At 44.7% G+C, this 18,531-nt stretch carries 19 protein-coding genes; 1 reads left to right on the top strand and 18 read right to left on the bottom strand.

The genetic code is table 11. The annotated features are described in order from the left end of the window. Positions 1-69: 69 nt before the first annotated feature. The 4 genes from topA to sucC form a co-directional block, all read right to left on the bottom strand. Positions 70-2,154: a type I DNA topoisomerase gene (gene topA, locus OB236_RS24545; RefSeq protein WP_262686315.1), complete on the bottom strand. Its 2,085-nt coding sequence runs from the start codon at positions 2,152-2,154 to the stop codon at positions 70-72. A gap of 35 nt (positions 2,155-2,189) precedes the next feature. Continuing rightward, on the bottom strand, positions 2,190-3,293 hold the full coding sequence (dprA, locus tag OB236_RS24540) for a DNA-processing protein DprA (RefSeq protein ID WP_262686314.1): 1,104 nt from the start codon (positions 3,291-3,293) through the stop codon (positions 2,190-2,192). A 108-nt stretch (positions 3,294-3,401) separates the two neighbouring features. Beyond that, on the bottom strand, positions 3,402-4,331 hold the full coding sequence (sucD, locus tag OB236_RS24535; protein WP_076232716.1) for a succinate--CoA ligase subunit alpha: 930 nt from the start codon (positions 4,329-4,331) through the stop codon (positions 3,402-3,404). Between the two features lie 37 nt (positions 4,332-4,368). Continuing rightward, positions 4,369-5,529, bottom strand: coding sequence for an ADP-forming succinate--CoA ligase subunit beta (sucC, locus tag OB236_RS24530; RefSeq protein WP_076232713.1), 1,161 nt, complete (start codon positions 5,527-5,529; stop codon positions 4,369-4,371). Between the two features lie 398 nt (positions 5,530-5,927). Between sucC and OB236_RS24525 the strand changes: the two genes are divergently transcribed. Further along, positions 5,928-7,496, top strand: coding sequence for a YifB family Mg chelatase-like AAA ATPase (locus OB236_RS24525; protein ID WP_262686613.1), 1,569 nt, complete (start codon positions 5,928-5,930; stop codon positions 7,494-7,496). A gap of 462 nt (positions 7,497-7,958) precedes the next feature. Here the strand turns inward: OB236_RS24525 and OB236_RS24520 are convergent, their stop codons facing one another. From OB236_RS24520 to ftsY, 14 genes are all read right to left on the bottom strand, one after another. Beyond that, a complete protein-coding gene (locus OB236_RS24520) occupies positions 7,959-8,330 on the bottom strand; it encodes a YraN family protein (RefSeq protein WP_262686313.1) in 372 nt (123 codons plus the stop codon). Then, positions 8,323-8,625, bottom strand: a complete 303-nt coding sequence (locus tag OB236_RS24515) for an EscU/YscU/HrcU family type III secretion system export apparatus switch protein (protein ID WP_262686312.1) — start codon at positions 8,623-8,625, stop codon at positions 8,323-8,325. Before OB236_RS24515 ends, OB236_RS24520 begins: the two co-directional genes overlap by 8 nt. Further along, positions 8,622-10,715 (bottom strand): hypothetical protein, encoded by a 2,094-nt coding sequence (locus OB236_RS24510; protein ID WP_262686311.1) that lies wholly within the window; start codon positions 10,713-10,715, stop codon positions 8,622-8,624. Before OB236_RS24510 ends, OB236_RS24515 begins: the two co-directional genes overlap by 4 nt. 83 nt (positions 10,716-10,798) lie before the next feature. Next, positions 10,799-11,458, bottom strand: a complete 660-nt coding sequence (locus OB236_RS24505; RefSeq protein ID WP_262686612.1) for a ribonuclease HII — start codon at positions 11,456-11,458, stop codon at positions 10,799-10,801. Positions 11,459-11,520: 62 nt separating this feature from the next. Next, positions 11,521-12,408 (bottom strand): ribosome biogenesis GTPase YlqF, encoded by an 888-nt coding sequence (ylqF, locus tag OB236_RS24500; protein WP_262686310.1) that lies wholly within the window; start codon positions 12,406-12,408, stop codon positions 11,521-11,523. Between the two features lie 39 nt (positions 12,409-12,447). Next, a complete protein-coding gene (lepB, locus tag OB236_RS24495; protein ID WP_076232698.1) occupies positions 12,448-13,020 on the bottom strand; it encodes a signal peptidase I in 573 nt (190 codons plus the stop codon). A gap of 81 nt (positions 13,021-13,101) precedes the next feature. After that, a complete protein-coding gene (rplS, locus tag OB236_RS24490; protein WP_076232696.1) occupies positions 13,102-13,446 on the bottom strand; it encodes a 50S ribosomal protein L19 in 345 nt (114 codons plus the stop codon). A gap of 181 nt (positions 13,447-13,627) precedes the next feature. Next, a complete protein-coding gene (gene trmD / locus OB236_RS24485) occupies positions 13,628-14,392 on the bottom strand; it encodes a tRNA (guanosine(37)-N1)-methyltransferase TrmD (RefSeq protein ID WP_262686611.1) in 765 nt (254 codons plus the stop codon). Further along, positions 14,392-14,913 carry a ribosome maturation factor RimM gene (gene rimM, locus OB236_RS24480; protein ID WP_262686309.1) on the bottom strand — a complete coding sequence of 174 codons (522 nt, stop codon included), beginning with the start codon at positions 14,911-14,913 and terminating at the stop codon, positions 14,392-14,394. The genes trmD and rimM overlap by 1 nt, the downstream gene beginning before the upstream one ends. Before the next feature lie 104 nt (positions 14,914-15,017). Beyond that, a complete protein-coding gene (locus OB236_RS24475) occupies positions 15,018-15,248 on the bottom strand; it encodes a KH domain-containing protein (RefSeq protein WP_076232689.1) in 231 nt (76 codons plus the stop codon). A 21-nt stretch (positions 15,249-15,269) separates the two neighbouring features. Beyond that, on the bottom strand, positions 15,270-15,542 hold the full coding sequence (rpsP, locus tag OB236_RS24470; RefSeq protein WP_076232687.1) for a 30S ribosomal protein S16: 273 nt from the start codon (positions 15,540-15,542) through the stop codon (positions 15,270-15,272). Positions 15,543-15,591: 49 nt separating this feature from the next. Then, positions 15,592-16,965, bottom strand: a complete 1,374-nt coding sequence (gene ffh / locus OB236_RS24465; protein ID WP_076232684.1) for a signal recognition particle protein — start codon at positions 16,963-16,965, stop codon at positions 15,592-15,594. Positions 16,966-17,022: 57 nt separating this feature from the next. Next, positions 17,023-17,373, bottom strand: a complete 351-nt coding sequence (locus OB236_RS24460) for a putative DNA-binding protein (RefSeq protein WP_076233008.1) — start codon at positions 17,371-17,373, stop codon at positions 17,023-17,025. A 136-nt stretch (positions 17,374-17,509) separates the two neighbouring features. Then, complete coding sequence (gene ftsY / locus OB236_RS24455; RefSeq protein WP_262686308.1) at positions 17,510-18,499, bottom strand: signal recognition particle-docking protein FtsY; 990 nt, start codon at positions 18,497-18,499, stop codon at positions 17,510-17,512. Positions 18,500-18,531 lie beyond the last annotated feature (32 nt).

The raw sequence follows: 18,531 nt of genomic DNA, 5'->3' as shown, positions 1-18,531 counted from the left end.
AAGCTTATCTTCAAAAATTGAATCGCCAGCTTAACTTTTAGTTAAGTCATTCCCGGGAATGGCGATTAATTAGTCATTTTCCTGAACCTCTTCTTTAAAATCACATTGAACACATTGATGGAATACACCGTTCTTGTTTCTTTTTTCGATCAACATGGAACTGCATTTGGGGCAAGGCTGCTCCACCGGCTTATCCCAGGATACGAACTCACAGGCAGGGTACTGATCACAGCCATAAAAAATTCTACCCTTTTTACTGCGACGTTCAATGATATGACCCACCTTACAGGTTGGACAGATCACGCCGATGTCCTTCACGATTGGTTTCGTATTTCGACAGTCAGGAAATCCCGAGCAAGCAAGAAACTTACCAAAGCGTCCCATTTTATATACGAGATGAAGTCCGCATTTTTCACAAATTTCATCTGAGACTTCATCTTTGATTTCGATTTTTTCCATTTCTTCTTCGGCAAACACAAGCCGCTTTTCGAAGGATTCATAGAAATCTCCAAGTACCTTAACCCAATTCTCGGTTCCGCCTTCTACATTATCAAGCTCACCTTCCATGTGAGCCGTAAATTCGACATCCAGGATTTCAGGGAAATACTCGATCATTTGCTGGATAACCAGTTCACCAAGCTCCGTAGGTACGAATTTTTTCTCATCAATGGCCACATAGCCGCGCTTCTGAATCGTTTCCAGAGTCGGTGCATATGTACTTGGCCGGCCGATTCCCATTTCCTCCAGAGCCTTTACCAAACGCGCTTCCGTATATCGCGGCGGTGGCTGTGTAAAGTGCTGTTTCGGCTCAAGCTGGTTTTTCTTCAGCTTATCTCCCTTTTGCAATGGGGGGAGCAGCTTGTCTTCTTCTGTCGTACCATCATCGTTTCCTTCAACATATACTTTCATAAAACCAGCAAATTTCATTTTGGACCCTGCTGCACGAAACACAGCATCTCCTGCCGAGATATCCACTGTCATTGTATCGAGAATGGCTGAAGCCATCTGGCTAGCTACAAATCGTTCCCAGACAAGCTTGTATAAACGATGCTGATCACGACTCAGGTGCTCTTTCATTTGATCAGGTTCCCGTAAAATTGAGCTGGGACGAATCGCTTCATGCGCATCCTGAGCATTAGCTGCTTTCTTGATATATACACGGGGTGTTTCCGGATAAAAAGCATCCCCATATTTGTTCGCAATAAAATCCTTGGCTTCTTCTTGAGCAATAGGTGAAACTCTTGTTGAGTCTGTACGCATATAAGTAATTAAACCGACAGTACCTTCGCTCCCAAGCTCAATGCCTTCATATAATTGTTGAGCTACTGACATCGTTTTGGATGCGCGGAAGTTCAGCTTACGGGCAGCTTCCTGCTGTAAGGAGCTCGTGATAAAAGGTGGCGACGGATTGCGTAAACGCTCTTTTTCTTTAACCTCTTGAATGACATACTTGGCTTTCTCCAAGCCTTTTAGGATTTCATTGACCTCTTGCTCATTATTCAGTTCTTTCTTTTCACCATGTATACTATGAAACTTGGCTTCAAACTCGCTGGTTCCGGCTAGGAGTTTTGCGGTAATGGACCAATATTCTTCTGGAACAAAAGCTTTAACTTCATTTTCACGATCATAAATAAGCTTTACGGCTACAGATTGAACCCGTCCGGCAGATAAACCTTTTTTGACTTTTTTCCAAAGCAGTGGACTGATTTTGTAACCAACAAGACGATCCAGAATACGTCGGGCCTGTTGGGCATTAACAAGATCTAGATCGATCTTACGTGGTGTTTTAAAAGCATCCTTGACTGCCTGCTTGGTTATTTCATTAAATACAACGCGGCATTCTTCTGCTTCATCCAACTCCAAATAATGGGCCAGATGCCAAGCGATCGCTTCACCTTCACGATCCGGGTCAGCTGCGAGATAAACTTTTTTCACTTTCTTTCGAGCATCTTTAAGTTCCTTAAGAATGGAGCCTTTTCCGCGGATCGTAATGTATTTAGGTTCAAAATTATTATTTATTTCAACACCAATTTGGCTTTTCGGAAGATCACGTATATGGCCCATTGATGCTTTTACAATAAACTTGCTGCCTAAGTACTTGCCGATTGTTTTTGCTTTTGCGGGTGACTCCACAATGACTAAAGAATCTGCCATAAGCGTCCTTCCCCCCTCAATTTTGATATATATATTTAACAAATAGCGTATAGAGAACCAGGTAATTGTTCCACGCGCTTAGTCAATAGTAAATTTAACAGAACTGCGTGCAAATGTCCAAAGGTAAATTGACTTCCCGCTAGCAGTTCATCAATACTTAAGGGCCTTTGCTGCAGAAGCTTAGTAATGGTTTGTTCATCTACTGACAGCTTTTGCGGCTCTTCTTGTTCATGCTTACTATGTCTCGTCGGGTCTGATGTTATCCGATGACGGTATTCCTCCAAGATATCATCTACACAGCTGACAAGCTTCGCGCCTTGTTTAATAAGAGCGAGCGTACCTTGGCTTTTGGGTGAAGACACAGGACCAGGAATCGCAAATACATCACGAGATTCTTCCAAAGCCTGGTCAGCTGTAATGAGTGAACCGCTTTTGAGTGCTGCTTCTACAACAACAACGCCAAAGCTCAAGCCAGCAATAATCCGATTTCGCTGCGGAAACATACCGGGATGTGATTTGGTGTTAAGCGGGTATTCACTTACCAGCAAGCCTTGCTCGGCTATCGTCATATAAAGCGACTTGTTCTCAGGGGGATAAATGTGTTCTATGCCACATCCCAACACTGCGATCGTACTGCCTTTTTGGCGAAGAGCACCTACATGTGCTGAACTGTCAATCCCTCTAGCTAATCCGCTGATCACGCATACATTTGCCGCAGACAGCTCTTCAGAAAATTGCTCTGCGATTTTACGGCCATATACAGTCGGATTTCGTGTTCCTACTATTCCTATACTTGGCGAATTTAATAATTCTAAACGTCCTCGAACATAAAGAACCCAAGGCGGCTCAGCCGTTTGCTTCAATAAATAGGGGTAATTGGCATCAAATATCGTAATAATCTCAATTTGTCTGCTTCTATACTTTTCCATTACGGCTTCTACTCGCTCTGTTGTTGCTTCCATAAAACCTTTTGCAACCGCATTTGCTCTAGCTTCCGTAAGTCCCAACTGCATCCAATCAGCAGAAGTTACATGCACAGCCTCAATCAATTCAGAAAAAAGACTGACGATTCGTAAAATGGTTTTCCAGCCTATCGCATCGGTTTGATGCAGCATGATAAGTAGGGTTCGATTGTCCATAGTATATATCACTCCTCCATTGAGAACAACTTTTGGTCTGTTTGGTATATAAAAAAAGCCTCCTAATCCTGTTAAGGAGTAGAAGGCTTCTTGCCTATTAATTGATATTTATTTAGTGATACATTTTTCCAAAAGCCCTTTTTCTTCCAAAACGCTGACTAAAGTAGAACCCATTTCAGAAGGGGTTGGGGCTACTTTAAGTCCGCAGCGCTCCATGGTTGCTACTTTTTCAGCTGCTGTGCCTTTACCACCGGAAATGATTGCGCCAGCATGGCCCATTCTTTTTCCTGGAGGAGCCGTTTGACCACCGATAAAGCCTACTACCGGTTTCGTCATATTAGCCGCGATCCATTCAGCTGCTTCTTCTTCAGCTGTTCCACCGATTTCACCAATCATAATAACGGCATACGTATCTGGATCGTCATTGAACAATCGTAAAATATCAATGAACTCAGAACCTTTAACAGGGTCTCCACCGATACCAACAGCTGACGATTGACCAATACCACGTGTTGTCAATTGATGAACAGCCTCGTAAGTCAATGTTCCACTACGGGAAACAACGCCTACGTGACCTGGTGTATGGATGTATCCTGGCATGATTCCAATTTTGCATTCACCTGGTGTAATTACGCCTGGGCAGTTAGGACCGATTAAGCGAGTTTTCTTGCCTTCCAGGTAACGTGCTACTTTTACCATGTCCAGTACCGGAATACCTTCAGTGATACAAATAACCAATTCAAGCTCAGCATCGATAGCTTCCAATATAGCATCTGCTGCAAAAGCAGGAGGTACATAAATAACGGAAACTGTCGCGCCTGTTGCTTTTTGAGCTTCGACTACAGTATTAAATACAGGAAGGGAAGCGGTAGTGCCATTTTCCAATTCGATATCAATCTTCGTTCCGCCCTTACCCGGTGTTACGCCGCCTACCATTTGTGTTCCGTAATCAAGACCACCTTTAGTGTGGAACATACCTACGGAGCCAGTGATCCCTTGAGTGATAACTTTTGTATCCTTATTTACTAAAATACTCATTTGGTATAGGTCACATCCCTTGATTAATTAATTATGATTAGGAAACCAGAGCCACGATTTTTTGCGCACCATCCGCCATCGAGTCAGCTGTTACGATATTCAAACCGGATTCATTCAAGATTTTTTTGCCGAGCTCAACATTAGTACCTTCCAAACGAACCACAAGCGGACGCGTCAAGCCTAATTGCTTGGCAGCTTCAACAACACCATTGGCGATAATATCGCATTTCATAATACCACCGAAGATGTTTACAAAAATACCTTTAACTGCTTCGTCGGAAAGGATGATTTTGAACGCTTCTGTAACCTTCTCCGTTGTTGCACCGCCCCCTACGTCCAGGAAGTTGGCCGGATTTCCGCCGTAATATTTAATAATATCCATTGTTGCCATGGCAAGACCTGCACCATTGACCATACAACCGATGTTTCCTTCAAGTGCGATATAGCTCAAATCATACTTGGAAGCCTGAATTTCCTTCTCATCTTCTTCTTCAAGGTCACGAAGCTCCAAAATATCTTTGTGACGATACAAAGCGTTGGAATCAAAATTAAGCTTAGCATCAAGTGCCATTACATCTCCGCTACCTGTTACTACCAACGGATTGATTTCTGCAATGGAGCAATCTTTATCAACAAACGCAGTGTATAAGGCAACCATGAACTTCACGGCTTTATTAACTAATTCATTAGGAATCTTGATTGCATAAGCAAGCTTACGTGCCTGGAATGCTTGCAATCCGATAGCTGGATCAATAACTTCTTTAAAGATTTTTTCAGGGGAATGCTCAGCTACTTCTTCGATCTCTGTGCCGCCTTCTTCAGACGCCATCATTACAACGCGTCCAGTTTCACGGTCAACAACGACCCCGATGTAGTATTCTTTTTTAATGTCACAGCCTTCTTCAATTAAGAGACGCTTGACTTCTTTACCTTCGGGACCTGTCTGATGAGTAACCAGAACTTTGCCCAGGATCTGTTCTGCATATGTACGAACCTCATCCAAGCCTTTGGCTACTTTAACGCCGCCTGCTTTACCGCGTCCGCCTGCATGAATCTGTGCCTTAACGACAACGACTGGAGTTCCGAGTTGTTGCGCAGCCTCAACCGCTTCTTCCACTGTAAAAGCAACCTTCCCATTAGGGACGGCAACTCCGTATTGCTTCAGCAACTGTTTGCCTTGATACTCATGGATATTCATTTAGCAAAATCCTCCTATCAGTAATAGCTTGCCAATTTCTATATAAGCAAGAACTGCAGCGAATGTGCAAGCTCCTCATCAAACGAAGGAAATATTCGCTGTGATGCATACAAAATCCTGCCGAGTGCAGACAACTCAACAAAACCTTAACCATTGTACCATTATTTTTCGATAGTTTCCTTCTTTTTTCACGGAAAGCTGTCATTTTTCAATTAAACTTTTTTATGGTACTGAAAAAAATCCCGTATTATATCATTCCCGAGGAAATAATAAAGCATGTAGCCAACCACAATTCAATTGCCATCAAGTTGATTTATGGTACAATAAGGAAAATCATATGGACGATGAGGAAGCACCTTTTGCCCGAATGGAATGACGATGAGGGAAGGTGTTTTTTTGTGTATGGAAAAGTAATGAGTGCCTGCCTGCACGGTGTTGAAGGTAAGCTTGTTGAGGTAGAGGTGGATTTAAGTAATGGTTTGCCGCAAATGAATATCGTCGGGCTTCCCGACAGTGCTGTCAAAGAGTCCATAGAACGTGTAAGAGCTGCCATTAAAAATTGTGGATATACGTTTCCATTGCAGCGTATAACGATAAATCTTGCTCCCGCTGATGTACGCAAGGAAGGTTCGGCATTCGATTTGGCAATTGCTATGGGCATTTTATATACAAGCGGCCAGTTGCAGTTGGAATTACCCGAACAAATCCTTATTTTAGGTGAGCTGGCCTTGGACGGAACAGTGCGTGCAATCCCGGGTGTGTTATCTATGATCGCTTCGGCCAGTGAGCAAGGCATACGCCGCATTCTGATACCGAGACCTAATTATCAGGAGGCAGCGTTAATCCCGGATATTGAGATTGGTTGTCTTTCTCATTTGAATGACCTTCACAATGGAATCGCCCATCTCTTTAATATGACTAATTATTCGCCATCTAAATCAAAATCGCCCGACGCCAGGATTTCAGCATCCATTGAAGATTACGCGGATGTTCATGGTCAAATGCAAGCCAAACGAGCACTGATGATTTGTGCAGCCGGGATGCATAATATCCTGCTTCTTGGTCCCCCGGGCACAGGCAAAACCATGCTTGTCAAAAGACTGCCCTCGATACTTCCCGTCATGTCCGATCAGGAAGCTCTCGAGGTAACGAAAATCTACAGTGCGTCTGGTAAATTTGCCGACCGCAGCAGCTTGATACGCGAGCGTCCATTTCGAATGCCGCATCATTCTGTTTCTTCGGCTGGCCTCGTCGGTGGAGGCGGTATTCCCAAACCAGGAGAGATTAGCCTGGCACATCGCGGCGTATTATTTTTGGATGAACTGCCTGAGTTTTCCCGAAATGTTCTTGAGGTTCTGCGCCAACCGTTGGAAGAACGCTACGTCACAATAGGAAGGGCACGCGCCACCTATCGCTTCCCGTCTAATTTTATATTCGCAGCGTCAATGAACCCTTGCCCTTGCGGTTACTGGGGCGCCGAAACACCGGCACATGTATGCACTTGCAGTGAGCTTAAAATTGAGCACTATCGATCTAAAATATCGGGTCCTCTGCTGGATCGAATCGATTTGCAGATCGAAGTGCCGCGTATTGAATATGGTCAAATCGTTGAAAAAACAGCTCAACTCTCTTCTCAGGAAATGAAAGCTCATGTCGACCAAGCTCGTCACATTCAGCTTCACAGGTATAAGCATGCTTCCATTACATTTAATAGTGAGCTTTCCGGTAAATTGTTAAAGCAGCACTGCCAGCTGAGTATGGAGGCCGAGCAGTTACTCCAAAAATCGTTTGAAATCCTTGGCTTGAGTGTGCGGGCCTATGATCGCATTCTCAAAATTGCACGCACGATTGCCGACCTGGATGGCAGTCCACAGCTGGGGATTCCTCATTTGGCTGAAGCCCTGCAGTATCGCAGTCTGGATAAAAAAACGCATTCACCGACCAACACCCGCCAGTCAACTGTATAGGTCTCTCATCCTGCCTCATAAAAGACGAATCTATATAGATTTGTCTTTTTTTGTTACAAAAAATCAAATATTAATACTAATTACCTAAATTTTCATTCAAATTGCGACATTTTTCAACAACAATGTAGTATAATAGCATTACCCGAAAGTATAGGAGTGAACATGTATGATGCTGGGATTATGGAATGCATTGGGTTTTATTTTTCTTGCCTCCACCGTGTACTTGTCTCTTAAAACTGTTTTTGGAAAGGATACTCACCGTGAGTAAATATGCATATACAGAACTACGCAAGGTCAGTACAGAGGACGAACGATTGAGATTGGTTATGGAGGAGATAAATCGGATTATGGAAACAAAAAAACACCGAACGATTGTTCAACGAATATTTAACCAAAAGCCGAAAACCCAACCTAAAGGATGGCGCTGATCGGCTCTTTTTTTGATTGAAATTGACTTCTCTTTTAAAAAGCATTGACCAGATGATCCAAAGAAACTTGCTCACCTGTCTTAGTTGTTAAGATACTAATGACATCAAATCGAAGTTGAAGCTGCTGTTTCTGATAACGATGAACGTAGAACTGAGCAGTCTCCATCACCTGCTGCTGCTTTTTGGCATTAACCGATTCTTGGGGCGTTCCAAATTGCGGGCTGCCGCTGCGTGTCCGCACTTCCACAAACACAAGAAAGCTGCCATCCTTCACAATCAGATCGATTTCCCCGGTTCGACAGCGCCAGTTTTTCTCAATGATCTCATAATGCAGTCCCTCGAGATACTTCCAAGCCAATCCTTCTCCTACATTACCCAGTTGTTTACGTGTTAAGGGATTATTCATAGGATTTAACCTGTATTTGTTTGGCTCGTCCATCAGACCGATAAACAAAGCTTAAAATTTCAGCAACCAGCTTGTAAAGTTCTGGAGGAATTTCCTGATCCAATTCCAATTTGGAAAGAACCTCAACGAGTGAGGAATCCTCCTGTATGGGCACTCCGTTTTCTTTGGCCTTTCTCATGATCGCTTCAGCCATATGCCCTTTGCCTTTGGCTACAAGCACCGGGGCAACTTTCTCTCCCGGCGCATACTTCAGAGCGATAGCTTTTTTTAATGGATTGGGGTTTTTAGGCTTCATACGCGTACATCCATTCCTTTGTAAGGTTTTTTACCATACAACGATTTTATTTGGCTCGATAGATTGGATTCGGTTCTGCTCCCAGCAGCTTTCTCTTCCGTAGGTTGAGCCTTTTCCGGATAAGGGCTGCATTTCAGAGAAATAAATTGATAACCAATTTTCGATAAACTCGCAGCTATTTCCTCACGATGGGATTCCAGTAACGGCTGTATAAAGGGCTGGTCATTTAATACACGCAGGCTGACAATGCGATCCACCACCTGAACATCAATCATCGTATCCCCTAAAGCTTTCATCCGCAAATCAAACACAAGTCTGCAGTTATTCGCATCAATTTCACCACGCGCACCTTTTCGGGATTGAATATGAATAGCTGCTGTCTGTTCCCCATTGGCATTGATGATCGGAATAAACATCGTAATATTGGAAAAAGCCGAGGTTCTGTCCGTATTCAGCAGCAATTGCTGTCCCGTTATTTGTTGGATCGCCTGCTGTGCCGTCTCTTTCAGAGCAGCCGGTGTATCGTCGGATTGCACGAGCATGAGAAGTGCACTCTTCAGAGTATCCACGGATTTCAACGGATCCTGCTGAGTACCAGCGGGTGCTTGTAAATCTGAACTTCGATCGCTTAAGCTTGCAGCAGACAACAGCTGACTATCAAGGCCGTTTTTTTCCGGCAGCTTAAATATCGCTTGCTCATGCTCTACACCTACCGCCTTGATCAGCTTGGAAATCCAATGTTCGCTTGTATCCGACTGAATGTCGGAAGGTAGAGTAGGAGCTGTCCCATTATTCGCCGTCGATTGCGTCTGATTAGGACGAACGGCGGTTTCCCTCAGCTGCTCCGAAGTCATCTGCTCAGGATTTATCTTCAAAGTGTTGTTCAGTGCTGCAGCTGTTGCACTGTTAGTGACAGTAGGCTGTACAGGGGTAACCTCAACAGCACGACCGGAATTATCCGTTAAAATGCCAGTACCTGATCCGAGTAGGGATGATGGCAGAGTCTGGGTCTGTGTGAGATTAGCAGCTGATTTTGTTAACGTCGAAATCTGCTCTAAGCTCTGTGACCCCGTTTTTGATATTATTGCTGAATTCGACGGACCGTCTTCTGCCGCAGCATTGAAAGCCGGGTCAGGCTTGGTTAATAAAGTGTCAGCTTGTAACAAAGTCGATTTGGGACTTGTCGAGCTTGCTTCACCTGCAAGTAATGTAGATCCAGCCTGATTGAACCCCGCAGCCGCACCTGAAGGGCTCGTACCGGACATTTTAGCAGCCTGTTGAATATCTGCATCCATATCATTTGGAGCGGCTACAGACGCTTGTGATGCATTCTGCTGACGCCCAGCCTCCTTGGTCGCGGTTAACATATTCTCAACTTCCGTATCCGAAAGCAGGGAAGCCACATTGGGCATCAACTCGCTGGAAGCCTCCTTTACAACTGCAACAACACCTTTAAAGGCATCTATGGCTGATCTTGTCGAAGTCGACAAGTTCTGGTTATCGGATAAAAGCTTGGTCATCTGGTCGTCCAATTGCTGAAGCGTCTCATGAAAAGCAGGTCCTGTAATCACCTGTTTTAGCGCTGTAACGGTTTCTCCTGAAAGTGGAATTCCTTTTTGAAAAGCAACCACGGCTGCTGGAATCCAGTCTTCCTGGGAAACAGCAGCAGGTAGCTGGGACTGGAGCTGAGAAAAAGCCTGAACATTATCCCTGGAAAGTGGTACTCCCGATTGATGGAGGGTCTGGATGATTTGACGGTTGATAGCATTGTCCGGCAGCCCGACATTTTTTAATACCTCGGCTAAAGAACCGTCGGCAATTTGTACGACCGATGCACCCAATGGTTTTAAAACCATTTGTCCAGAGCTGTTCTCAGGCTGCACCTGAAGCAGAGTGACCTCTCCTTGCTTTAAGGGAGTTTCCAGCTTGGCTCGTACTTGTACACCACCTATGTTGATGATAGCATCCGTTTCGGACAGAAGCTGCAATACCATTCCTTTAACGACCTCTCCCACCTTGAGCTCTAATACTTTAGGTTCGGAAGCTTGCATGTCGTTCAGAACGCTTCTGATTAATCCGCTGATATTCAAGTGTGGGCACCTCCTCATGGGAATTAATCAAGCTATGTATATATATCGGCATTTGGCCCGTCACATTTCATAATAAAGTCTTATTAAAACCATTCAAGCTGCTGAGATTCCAACAATATATTTTTGAGAAACGTTTTGCGGTGCATCGTTGTTGAACCCAACTCCAAAAGCTTCTCCCGATGCAGCTTCGTCGCATAACCTTTATGTAGTGCGATTCCATAGTCTGGATATGTTTTATCCCATTCCAAACACATTCGATCTCGCGTAACCTTGGCAATAATTGAAGCGGCTGCAATCGATTGACTAACCGCATCTCCATGAATGATAGGCTGCTGCGCGAATTCTACCTCTACTTGTTCAGCATCTACCAACAAATAATCGGGAGCAGGGTCAAGCCCTTCGACTGCTAGCTTCATAGCCAGGCGCGATGCCTGTTTGATATTAATTTGCTCAATCATCCTTACATCAACAATTCCAATACTGATGGCTACTGCTTCTTGCTGAATAAGTTCATACTGCTGCTCACGTTTTTTGGCAGATAGTTTCTTAGAATCATTCACATCCTCCAAAATGAGACCCGGCGGCAAAATAACGGCTGCTGCCACAACATCCCCGAACAAGCAGCCTCTTCCCACTTCATCGACACCAGCAATACACTGATAGCCTTGATCCCATAATGACCGTTCATATTCCAACATAGCTGATATCGCTTCCTCTCCTGCGGACGTGCATGTATGGCTTATTATACTCGAAATTGGCTAATGCGGAAACGAAAAAAAGCCACCCAGATAAGAGTGACTTTTTGTTATCGTGCATCAGACTGTCTGACATCACTTGGCGATTCAAGGCTGATTCGGCCCATTTTGCCTGCCCGCAGCTCGCGCAATATGGTAAGTGAAGCTTTCTCGAGATCTACACGGCCACCACTTATTAAAGCACCACGCTTGCGGCCAATAGCTTCCATAACCTCGATCATAGCATCTGTATCCTGTGGGTCGTCCGGCAATTTCTCAATGCTGAACCGCTCCTGCAGGGAAGCACCATAATGTACGGTTAAATATCTGACCACATACAAGGCAATATCGGCGATATTGAGAAGCTCCTCTTTTATAGCTCCTGTGGCGGCAAGCCGCATACCCACCATTTGATCCTCAAATTTAGGCCATAAAATTCCGGGTGTATCCAGCAGCTCCATCTCAGAGCCAACCTTGATCCATTGCTGCCCTTTGGTCACCCCAGGACGATCGCCAGTTGCTGCAATCTTCTTACCAGCCAAACGATTCGTCAATGTTGATTTGCCTACATTAGGAATACCGACAATCAATGCACGAACCGGTCGCGGATTAATTCCTTTCCGAACCTGTGTAGCAATTTTATCGCCAAATAGCTCTTTACAGCGAACCATAATATCCTTCGTTTGATTACCGTTTGCAGAGTCCACAGGTAATGCCTGAAGTCCTTTGTCAGCAAAATAAGCTACCCACTCAGCTGTTACTGCAGGGTCAGCCAAATCATGCTTGTTCAACAGCACCAAACGCGGTTTGTTTTGCAATATTTCATCAATCATCGGGTTTCTGCTGGACATCGGAATACGTGCGTCCAACAGTTCAATCACGACATCAATCAGCTTCAACTTCTCCTGAATCTGACGGCGAGCTCTTGTCATGTGACCTGGAAACCATTGAATCGTCATACGGTCACCTCAGCTTCTATTCCAAGCCTGTATTCTTTGTTAAAAATGAACCAGACTGATTTTATTAAATGGCCAGAAAATCAAATCGGCCCTTCCTACCACTTTCTCATATTCAATAAATCCGATATCACGACTATCGGCACTGTTGGAACGGTTGTCCCCCATGACGAAGATCGTACCGTCAGCAACCTTCTTTTCGGGAAAGTTCCTTGTATTATAAGGGACTCCTTTTTTGGCCGCGTCCTCCAAAGCTTTTTTCAAATAGGGCTCGTCTAGCACCTGATTGTTGACATACACTTTGTCGCCTTCTACTTTAACGGTTTCCCCAGGAAGCGCGATAACTCGTTTTATGTAATCTTTGTCTTTGGTTGCATGGAATACAATGACCTCTCCACGCTCCGGTTTCCGCATTGAATAAATAATTTTATTGACGATCAATCGTTCGCTTGTATAAAAATTCGGCTCCATGGACGGCCCTTCCACAATAAAAGGAGCAAAAATCAACCAGCGAATAATAAAGACGAGAGCCGCTGCGATCAAAAGCGCTTTAGCCCATTCCCAAGCTTCTTTTTTGAGTGGACTTGATTTTTCAATGGTATTTTCCTGCTCCATCCCAGACCTGCCCTTCCCGATACTGCGTTTCTGTAAAAAACGAAAAGGAGCTTGGTAAACAAGCCCCCGTTTGTTCTCTTCTTATCGAATCTCTTGAATTCTAGCCGCTTTACCACGAAGACCACGCAAGTAGTACAGCTTCGCACGACGAACTTTACCGCGACGAGCCACTTCAAGCTTATCAATCTTCGGGGAGTTAAGAGGGAACGTTCTTTCAACGCCTACACCGTAAGAAATCTTTCTTACAGTGAAAGTTTCGCTGATTCCACCACCGTGGCGTTTAATAACAACACCTTCAAATAGCTGAATACGCTCGCGAGTACCCTCGATAACTTTAACGTGAATCTTCACTGTATCGCCTGGACGAAACTTAGGCAGATCCTGGCGAATTTGATCCTTGGTAATCTCTTGAATTAAATTACTCATAATTTACTTCCTCCTTCCACACAGGTGTTCATTCCGCCTCTGATGTCGATACTTGGGTAGTTGTGCGTAGAGGACCACCTTAATCGGGCAATATTGCCACAACGTTATACATAATATCATACTTAATAGTGGATTACAACAGCCTTTTTAGTAGAACCTATGCATAGCATTCATCCAACTGCTATAGGCTCGAATCAGGCTGATTTTTCTTCAGTTCCAGCTCTGCTAACCATCGCTTCTCCTTCGGGGTCAAAGGGAAGTTGTCAAGCAACTCCGGTCGTTTCATCCACGTTCGCAGGATCGCCTGCTCTCTGCGCCACTGCTCAATATTAGCATGATGTCCTGAAATTAGAATATCAGGCACCAGCCAATCGCGAAACTGCACAGGTCTTGTATAATGCGGATACTCCAGCAGTCCGGTACTAAAGGAATCTGTTACAGCTGAAGTCTCGTTCCCCAGCACACCTGGCAGCAGTCGCACGACACTATCAATTACAGCCATCGCAGGAAGTTCTCCACCGGTTAACACATAATCTCCAATGGATAGCTCATCTGTCACCAAATGCTCCCTTATGCGCTCATCGTAGCCCTCGTAGTGCCCGCATATGAAGATCAGATGCTGCTCCTGCGCCAATTCCTCAGCCTTTCGCTGCGAGAACGGCTCACCTTGTGGACACATAAGGATAATACGGGGTTTGGGTGCTGCAGTCTGAGCGGGATCCCATAACGACTCTACAGCAGAGAAGATCGGCTCTGCCTTTAAGACCATACCGCCACCGCCGCCATATGGATAGTCGTCAACCGTATTATGTTTATTATTGGCAAAATCACGAAAATTAACCGTATTCAATCCAACGATTCCTTTATCACGAGCCTTGCCTAATATACTGGCTGAAAACACACCTTCAAACATCGGTGGAAATAAGGTTAGCACATCTATTTTCATCAATCCAGCAAACCTTCCAGTACATGAACTTTGATCAGCTTGTTTTCAATATCGACATCCAGTACCACATCATCGATATAAGGCAGCAATACAGGCTTGCCGGATGGCCGATCCACCACCCATACATCGTTAGCTCCTGGTGATAGTATCTCGCTGATGGTTCCAAGCTCTTCGCCTTCATCTGTTACCACGCGGCAGCCAATAATCTCGTGATAATAAAATTCGTCTTCCGGCAGCTCGAGCATATACTTTTCTTCCACTTTCAGCAGCCAGCCTTTGTATTTCTCAACCTCATTGATGTGTTGAAACCCTTTAAATTTAACGATAAACATTTTTTTGTGCTCACGTGCTGAATTAACCGTCACCGGAATCTGTACATTCGTCTTGGGATCAACAAATACCAATTGACTTCCATTGGCAAAACGCTCATCAGCAAAATCCGTTTCCGGAAAAATCCGTAATTCTCCCAGAAGACCATGCGTATTGACTATTTTACCGATTGTATATAATTTATCGCTCATACATAGGCCCCTCCGAAAATGAAACATCAAATTGTTTAGGCTGTATCTTTCTGTATCTTTATATGAAAAAGAGTTAGGATTTCTCCTAACCCTCATGGTATCCATTAAGAAACAATTTCAACCGAAACTCGTTTACTTGTCTTGACTGCAGCCGAAGTCACTACGGTTCGAAGCGCCTTGGCAATACGTCCCTGCTTACCAATTACTTTCCCAACATCGTCAGGATGCACGGATAGCTCATACGTAATGCTGCGTTCGTCCTCTACCGCATTGACCAGTACATCATTGGGATGATCAACCAACGCCTTAGCGATAACGGTTATTAGATCCTGCATAACACCCTCCGAATCGGCAGATTACTTCTGCAGTTTGGACTCGTGAAACTTCTTCATAATGCCCGCTTGACTGAAAAGACTGCGAACAGTATCAGAAGCTTGTGCACCGGTTTGAAGCCATTTCAACGCTTTTTCTTCATCAATGCTTACAGTTGCCGGTTTAGTAATCGGGTTGTAAGTACCAATTTCTTCGATAAAGCGACCATCACGCGGAGAACGGGAATCCGAAACTACGAGACGGTAAAAAGGAGCTTTATGAGCACCAATACGTTTTAGACGAATACGTGTTGCCATTTAAAAATCACCTCCTACATAGAATAAACAAGCAGTAACGCCGTTAATGTTAACCAAACGGGAACTTCATACCTTTGCCCATTTTGCCCTTTAAACCTTTAAGCCCTTTGGGACCCTTTGGACCCATCATGCTGGAAAATTGCTTCATCATCTTACGCATGTCATCAAATTGTTTAATAAAACGATTAACATCCTGCACGGAATTTCCGCTACCTGCTGCCAATCGTTTACGTCGGCTTGGAGTCAGCATATCCGGGTTTTGGCGCTCCTGCTTGGTCATCGATTTCACGATGGCAGCAACACGAGCCATTTGCTTATCGTCAACCTTGATGTCCTTGATACCCTTCATCTTGTTGGCACCAGGAAGCATATCCAGAATCTGATCAAGCGGTCCCATCTTCTTGACTTGCTCCATTTGATCCAAAAAGTCATCGAAGGTAAATTCAGCGGTGCGCATTTTGCGCTCCATTTCCTTGGCCTTCTCTGCATCAATACCTTCTTGCGCCTTCTCAATCAGCGTAAGCATATCGCCCATACCCAGAATCCGTGAAGCCATTCTTTCTGGATGAAACGGCTCCAGCGCATCCATCTTTTCACCAACACCGACAAACTTGATCGGACATCCAGTCACTGCTTTAACCGAGATAGCAGCTCCACCGCGCGTATCGCTATCAAGCTTGGTAAGAACTACACCTGTCAGAGTCAATTGGCTATGAAAGCTCTCAGCTACATTGACAGATTCCTGACCGGTCATGGCATCGACGACCAAGAGCGTCTCATCAGGCTTGACTGCATCAACAATCTGCTTCAGCTCGTCCATCAAAGCTTCGTCTATGTGCAAACGACCTGCAGTATCGATGATCAGATAATCATTTCCGTGATCCTTCGCATGCTGCAGCGCATTTTTGGCTATTTCCACCGGACTGACCTGATCACCCATAGTAAATACAGGCACCTTGATCTGCTCACCGAGCACCTGCAGCTGCTTGATCGCGGCTGGTCGATATATATCTCCGGCAGCGACCAACGGACGATGATTTTGCTGCAAAAGCATTTTGGCCAACTTACCGGTCGCAGTCGTTTTACCAGCACCCTGCAAGCCTACCATCAAAATTACGGTTGGAGGTCGATTGGACCTGGCCAGCTTGCTCTGTGTACCACCCATAAGCTCGGTCAGTTCTTTATTAACGATATCCACAACGACCATTGCAGGAGTGAAGCTTTCGAGCACTTCCTGACCTATCGCACGTTCCTTGACCTTTGCAATAAATTCCTTGACAACTTTAAAATTGACATCCGCTTCAAGAAGCGCCAGACGAACCTCACGCAACGCCTCATTAACATCGTCTTCTGTTAGCTTTCCTTTACCTCTCAGCTTACTGAACACCTTCTGAAGCCGAGTCGCTAAACTTTCGAACGCCATACAAACATCACCTCTTGAGCGTTACTGTGAATCTTTGAATGTAGCCAATTTAACCTGTTATTCTATGCCTGACAACTGCTCGAGTACTGATTGCGCTTGTTCCTTTGTTTCAGAATGCCACATAAACATCAGAGCCTCTAGCTGCTGTATATATACTTTTCTTTGTTCGTGCTTGCTTAGTAACTGCAGCTTGGATTCGTATTCCTCAAGCATTAATTCAGCACGTTTAATGTGTTCATAAACAGCCTGGCGACTGATTTGATACTCTGCTGAAATCTCACCGAGTGAGTAATCATCGTGAAAATAAAGCTTTACAAACATCTGTTGCTTCTCCGTCAAGAGCAGCTCGTAAAAATCAATCAATAGATTCATACGATTTGTTTTGGCGAGCATATTTTCTTCCGTCATCATGCTAAGCCTCCGTTAAGGTAAAACCCTTTACAGTAACAACAGTACTTATCATACTGAATACCGGATACGATGTCAAGTCTTTTTCCTTGTCACTGTATTCCTTCGAAGTAATCGCTAAAACAGGCGTATCCCTCTAGCTGACCGTATCGGCATCCTTGATCCAGTTGCTGAACAAGGCGTGTACAAATTGATCCGAGTCAAACGGTTGCAAATCATCTATCTTCTCACCCAAACCGACGAATTTCACGGGCAACTTCAGCTCTTGACGAATCGCAACCACGATCCCGCCCTTGGCTGTACTGTCCAGTTTAGTAAGCACGAGACCAGTTAAACCGGACTTCTCATCGAACATTTTGGCTTGACTTAAAGCATTTTGTCCTGTCGTTGCATCCAGTACAAGTAAAACCTCATGGGGGGCGTCTGGAACCTCACGGCTGATGACACGATAAATTTTGTTGAGCTCTTCCATTAAATTCACTTTGTTTTGCAAACGGCCTGCGGTATCACACAATAGTACATCGACACCACGACTTTTCGCTGCATGCAGCGCGTCGAACATGACCGCCGCCGGATCTGAACCGGATTGCTGCTTGATCACATCTACACCCGCGCGCTGCCCCCATACCTCCAACTGCTCGATCGCTCCAGCACGGAATGTATCTCCGGCCGCGAGCATCACCTTTTTACCTTGAGATTTTAAAAGATGTGCCATTTTGCCGATTGTCGTTGTTTTCCCTACACCATTCACGCCAACAAACAAAATAACAGTCAGACCGGAACTGGCCATTTTCAACGTGGATTTCTCGTCACCCTTCAACAAGGCAATGATCATTTCCGACAAAATCGGCTGCAGCTCGCTTGGCTGTTCAATTTTTCGTTTACGTACCTCTGCACGAAGGCTCTCAACAAGCTTCATAACTGTATTGACACCGACATCGGCACCAATCAATATTTCTTCCAATTCCTCATAGAAATCCTCGTCAATTTTTTTACGTCGGCTGAACAAATCCTCTACACGCTCAACAAACACATCACGTGTTTTGGTCAGTCCTTCCTTGAACTTATTTGTCACTGCCTCCGCTTTAGAGGAAATACTTTCTTTTAGCTTCTTAAAAAAACTCATTCCAGTTGTGACCTCCTCTTGGGCTTTGGGTT

The sequence above is a fragment of the Paenibacillus baimaensis genome (assembly GCF_025567575.1).
The sequence above is the reverse complement of the archived record's forward strand: the minus strand, read 5'-3'. Positions and strand labels throughout refer to the sequence as shown.